General features: G+C 66.1%; 1 protein-coding gene. It reads left to right on the top strand.

Features of this window, described 5'->3' with window-relative positions:
• Positions 1-1,397, top strand: a 1,397-nt coding sequence (locus tag ABDZ92_RS16975; RefSeq protein ID WP_343764252.1) for a type IV secretory system conjugative DNA transfer family protein, incomplete at its 5' end; no start/stop codon positions are given.
• Positions 1,398-1,910: the final 513 nt, after the last annotated feature.

Here is a 1,910-nt window from a genome sequence, read left to right as displayed (position 1 = left end):
GGTGGATCAACAGCCGCGGCGCCAACCGCAGGAACGAGCTGCTGGGCTCGGCCCGGTTCGGCGACCGCCCCGACGTGCGCAAGCTGGAAGCGAATGGAGATCTCCTGATCGGCCGTGCCAAGGAGTCGGGCAAGCTGCTCCGCTATGACGGCGCGGCGCACCTGCTGACTATCGCACCCACCCGTTCCGGCAAGGGCGTCGGCACGATCATCCCCAACCTGCTGCTGCTCGATCGCTCGGTGGTCTGCATCGACCCCAAGGGCGAGAATGCCCGCGTCACGGCCCGTGCGCGGGCCAGCAAGGGCGCTGTGTGGTGCCTAGACCCTTTCGGCGTCTCAGGGCGTCCTGCGGCCCGCTACAACCCTCTGGCGCAGCTCGACCCGGCAAGCCCGGACCTCGCGGAAGATGCGCAAACGATCGCTGACGCGCTGGTCCATGACGCGCCGGGGCAATCGGGCGAGGCGCATTGGAACGAGGAAGCCAAGGCGCTGATCGCCGGCATCATCCTACACACCGTCATCCACGAACCCCCTGCCCGCGCCACGCTGGCGACCGTGCGCGACAAGCTCACCCCCGATCCCGCCGGCTTCGCCGCGCTGCTGGCAGACATGCAAGCCAGCAGCGGCGCGCACGGCCTGATCGCACGCGCCGCCAACCGTCACCTCGGCAAGTCCGATCGCGAGGCCGCCGGCGTGCTGTCCTCGGCGCAGCGCCACACCCACTTTCTCGATAGCCCGCGCCTGGTCGAAAGCACGTCCGCCTCCGATTTCCGCTTCGCGGACCTGAAGGAGCGGCCCGGGACCGTGTTCCTGTGCCTGCCGCCGGATCGACTCGATACCTATGCTCGCTGGCTGCGGCTGCTGGTCGCGCAGGCCGTCACCGATATGGCGCGCTCCCCTGCCCGGCCGGAACGCCCGGTGCTGTTCCTGCTCGATGAGTTCGCCGCCCTCGGCCGACTGGAGCCGGTGGAGCGCGCGATGGGGTTGATGGCCGGCTATGGCCTCCAGCTCTGGCCGATCCTCCAGGACATGCACCAGCTCCGTGCGCTCTATGGCGAGCGCGCCGGCACCTTCCTGTCCAACGCCGGCGTGATCCAGACATTCGGGGTCAACGATCACGCCACCGCCGACATGCTCTCGCGCACGATCGGCGACACGACGCTGGAATATGCGACCCTCAGCACGTCACGCGGCACGGGCTGGGGCGACAATCGCGCCGGTCCCTCGGAAAGCGTCAGCACGCATGTCACGGCGCGGCGGCTCGTCACGCCGGACGAAATCATGCGGATGCCGGCCGACACGCTGCTGCTGCTGCGCCAAGGCGAACGCCCGCTGTGGGCCGGCAAGGTCCGCTACTATGACCAGCGCGAGTTCGCCGGCCTGTTCGATCCGGCATGATCGCACACACCGGTCCTTGAAGATCGAAAGTGAGCTTTGGGGTAGCGCCTCATCGCCCTCTCTGCCGGCGAAACGTTGAAGGCACACACCGCCAGTTTCGCTTGGCTTCTTCCGGAAGCCTTGCGGCCGTTAGGCCGCTCTGGTGACGGCGATAGCCGTCACGGATCGAAGGCGCATTGGCCGTAGGCCAATTCCGCTTGCCCTTCTCAGGTTGACGGTTTTGGGTGAGCCCTGTCGTTAAGAGATTCTGTTAAATAGGAATCGTTAAACAAGTTAAGCCGCTCAAAAAGCGGAATCTTGCTTTGTTTATCAACTGCTTGCCAGCCGGCCCGGTGGGTGAAACCCCGTGATTCGGTGTGTGATACCCCGATAGTGCGGTGGGTGATACCCCGACGCCAAGGTGGGTGAAACCCCGAGACTCTGGAGCCGAAAAGGGGCCTCCGGTGCCAGTTATCCACAGCCTGGCTGGTGGCTCCGGCATCGCCCGAAGCATGTCAGGGTTCAGGCAGCATC

Source organism: Sphingomonas molluscorum (assembly GCF_039522995.1).
Lineage (GTDB): Bacteria > Pseudomonadota > Alphaproteobacteria > Sphingomonadales > Sphingomonadaceae > Sphingomonas > Sphingomonas molluscorum.
The sequence above is the reverse complement of the archived record's forward strand: the minus strand, read 5'-3'. Positions and strand labels throughout refer to the sequence as shown.